The sequence below is a fragment of the Psychrobacter communis genome, from assembly GCF_014836505.1.
Taxonomy (GTDB): Bacteria; Pseudomonadota; Gammaproteobacteria; order Pseudomonadales; family Moraxellaceae; genus Psychrobacter; species Psychrobacter faecalis.
Genome location: NZ_JACSQR010000067.1, coordinates 1 through 3,070 on the forward strand (window position 1 = coordinate 1; position 3,070 = coordinate 3,070).

Sequence of the window (3,070 nt, forward strand, 5' to 3'; positions counted from 1 at the left end):
TGAAGCAGAAAGAAAACGTCAAACCTATCTAATAGTCAATATTGGCTAGGTTTGAGTAAGATTTTTGGAACGGTTAAACGCTATAAAAAGGACTTTAAGGTTTTGGCGGATAAATATGATTAGAATGACTTAGAAGATAGGAGTGAGTTTTTAAAATATACTTTTAAAATATTATAGTAAGTTAGCTTTTTTTTGAAAAACTAATATTTCATTGTTGGCGGGCATTTTATAGCGATTTATTAGCAGTAAATGCTGTTTTTCTGCTACTGCTATGATGTCTTCTAAGGCGCGAATGCCGCTGTTGCTATCACGCTGTCGAAGACTATAGTCAAACTGTCGATTACTATCACTGCTATAACGGCCATTTTCGTTAAAGGGTCCATAAATGATGAACTTTCCCTCTAAAGGTAGCATATTGCCGACCAACTCAAATAACTTCCTGACTAAAAACCACGACATAATATGCAAAGTATTGGCGGTAAATACCGCATCGTAAGGCGCATTGATAGTCTTATTTATCGGCACTGAATCAGACGATACATCAAAGCTAAGCGGCGCATATAAATTCAGGGCAGGATACGCAGCATGCCAAGCATTGATAATGGCATGATTAGCAAGCACATCACTGGTCTGCCAGTGTAAATGCGTCAAACGTGGCGCAAAATAGACACTATGCTGCCCCGTCCCTGAACCCACTTCCAAGACATGATGCGATTTTTTTAACTCTTGCTGTAAGACTTCTAGTATTGGCTGCTGATTATTTTCACACGCTTGAGAAAATGGTAGATTAGAAACTATATTCCCTAAGTTATCCTTAACCATAAAAACACCTTATTAATAAATACCCGATTCTACCCCAGCTGCCAGTGTCATCGCCAACTCTTCGACTTGCTCAGTAAATACCTCTTGCCAATCACCTTGTAAAATCAGCGCTTCTTGAATCCATTCCCAGCGCAACCCAGTGGTAATGGTCTTTATGGCAAGCTTGGTACCCGTACCATCATGACCTGCACGAACATATAGTGCAAACGGCATGCCCTGCTTCTTCTCTAACACCGAATAATAACAGCGATCAAAAAAGTCTTTGGTCAGCCCCGCCATATATGCCAAGTTCTCAGTCGTGCCTAATAATAATGCATCCGCAGCTAACACATCTTCAGGCTGCGTATCTTGAGGAGATTTGATTATGACGTTGATATCTATATCGGAGTGATTAGCACCATCGTAGGCTGATTGCGCTAGCTTTTTGGTATTCGGTGATGGCGCATGTGCGACGATAAGTAAGGTTTTGCTAGCCATATCAACACCTTTATAGAAGTTATTAGTTCTTGCAGTTAAGAACTCTTAGAATTAATAGTCACCTTTTGAATGATATCAGGATGGATACTTTTCGCAACCGGACAAGTCAGCGCAGTGTTGTAAAGTATTTTTTGCGTTTTATCGTCTAATGCTTGACTAAAAGTGATCTCGACATGTATTTCACTGACACGTCTTGGGTCAGCAGCCATTATTTTGGTCACCTCAGCTGTGGTACCTGCAATGTCGATTTCCATATCACGCGCTTTAATACCGATAATCGTCAACATACAACTGGCTAAGCTGGTCGCCAATAAATCAGTCGGTGAAAATGCTTCACCTTTACCCTGATTATCCACTGGCGCATCAGTAATAATTTCATTGTTTGATTGCAAGTGAATGGCTGTGGTGCGTAGGTCGCCTTGATAGGTTACTTTTGAGGTAGTCATAGTTTTCTCTCATACGAAAAACAGTAAATCAAAATTTTTAATACAATTAGGAAGAGTTATTTAATAACCACTTAGATTCAAAAATATATTGAACGATATAATTTATATATCAACAGTATACTATCACTCATTTAATAACTCTTTATAAAGTTTTGAGGCCATGATCTGTGGTAAACCACTTAGCATTAGCCCTTGTACTATATACTTTTCGCTATGAAGTGCAGTGAAAGGGTTTTCAAAAACCTCCATTCTAACAAGCTCTTCACACATCCAAGTGACATTGGCATTTAACATACGTATACCAAAATATTTATTCACAGTATACATGTAGAATATTTCTGAGCTCATACCCAGCCAAAGGATCAATCGTTGGTCAATAGTTTGATCTAGACTATTTGCTACTTTTAAGGCAGAGGGTGTCAGACTAGAAAAGGCAATATTTAATATCTGATAACTTAAATCAAGGGGCTGTAGTAGATAAGCCCTATGCTAGACTACTTTTATGAAGATAACCCGTTGTAAACTAAGTAAAAAAGTTCAGCGAAGGCTCTTAGAGTTTTACGCAGCTGAAGTAACTGCTAGAACAGCCGCAGATTTGCTCAATATTCAGCCTAACACTGCTGCACTTTTTTATCATAAAATAAGACTTGTGATAGATTACCATCTCTCATTAGAAGCTGATGAGCTCTTTTAGGCGTAAGTCAAATTAGATGAAAGTTACTTTGGCGGTGTGCGCAAAGGCAAAAGAGGTCGCGGAGCTGCTGGTAAAACAGCCGTATTTGGTATACTAAAACGAAATGGCAAGGTTTATACCATTGTCGTAGCAGACACCAAACAGACTACTTTAATACCTGTTATTAAGCGTAAAATCAAGCCTGATAGCTTTGTTTATACGGATAGTTATCGAAGTTACAATGCATTGGATGTGAGCGAGTTTAAACATTTCAGAGTCAATCACTCTAAAGAGTTCACTTGTGGTAAAAATAATCATATCAATGGCATTGAGAACTTTTGGAATCAGTCTAAACGAACTCTCAGAAAATATAATGGGATCGATAAAAAGAACTTCCATTTGTTTTTAAAAGAGTGTGAGTTTAGATTTAACTATGGCTCACCATCTCATCAGCTTAAAACGCTGAGAAAATGGTGTGATATTTAACCCTTATCTACTACAGCCCCTTAATAATTATTTAGCTTAAAGCAGCCAAAAGAAAACCCCCTTACGCATTCACGTAAGGGGGTAATCGGAATAGAGAGCTGACGATGACCTACTCTCACATGGCCGGAGCCACACTACCATTGGCGCGATGATGTTTCACTTCTGA

At 38.7% G+C, this 3,070-nt stretch carries 3 protein-coding genes and 1 pseudogene; 1 reads left to right on the plus strand and 3 read right to left on the minus strand.

Features of this window, described 5'->3' with window-relative positions:
* Positions 1–171 precede the first annotated feature (171 nt).
* From H9653_RS12205 to H9653_RS12215, 3 genes are read right to left on the minus strand one after another with little or no spacing between them, the layout of a single operon-like run.
* Complete coding sequence (locus tag H9653_RS12205) at positions 172–822, minus strand: DUF938 domain-containing protein (protein WP_191692568.1); 651 nt, start codon at positions 820–822, stop codon at positions 172–174.
* A gap of 12 nt (positions 823–834) precedes the next feature.
* A complete protein-coding gene (locus tag H9653_RS12210) occupies positions 835–1,299 on the minus strand; it encodes a flavodoxin family protein (protein WP_191692569.1) in 465 nt (154 codons plus the stop codon).
* A 35-nt stretch (positions 1,300–1,334) separates the two neighbouring features.
* A complete protein-coding gene (locus H9653_RS12215) occupies positions 1,335–1,745 on the minus strand; it encodes an OsmC family protein (RefSeq protein ID WP_191692570.1) in 411 nt (136 codons plus the stop codon).
* Between the two features lie 502 nt (positions 1,746–2,247).
* On the opposite strand from H9653_RS12215, the pseudogene H9653_RS12220 reads away from it, so the two are divergent.
* A pseudogene (locus H9653_RS12220) lies at positions 2,248–2,904 on the plus strand (IS1595 family transposase).
* Positions 2,905–3,070 lie beyond the last annotated feature (166 nt).

Excerpts from the sequence above, each read along its gene's own strand:
- H9653_RS12205 (WP_191692568.1), bottom strand. The coding sequence starts at position 822 with ATGGTTAAGGATAACTTAGGGAATATAGTTTCTAATCTACCATTTTCT.
- H9653_RS12210 (WP_191692569.1), bottom strand. The coding sequence starts at position 1,299 with ATGGCTAGCAAAACCTTACTTATCGTCGCACATGCGCCATCACCGAAT.
- H9653_RS12215 (WP_191692570.1), bottom strand. The coding sequence starts at position 1,745 with ATGACTACCTCAAAAGTAACCTATCAAGGCGACCTACGCACCACAGCC.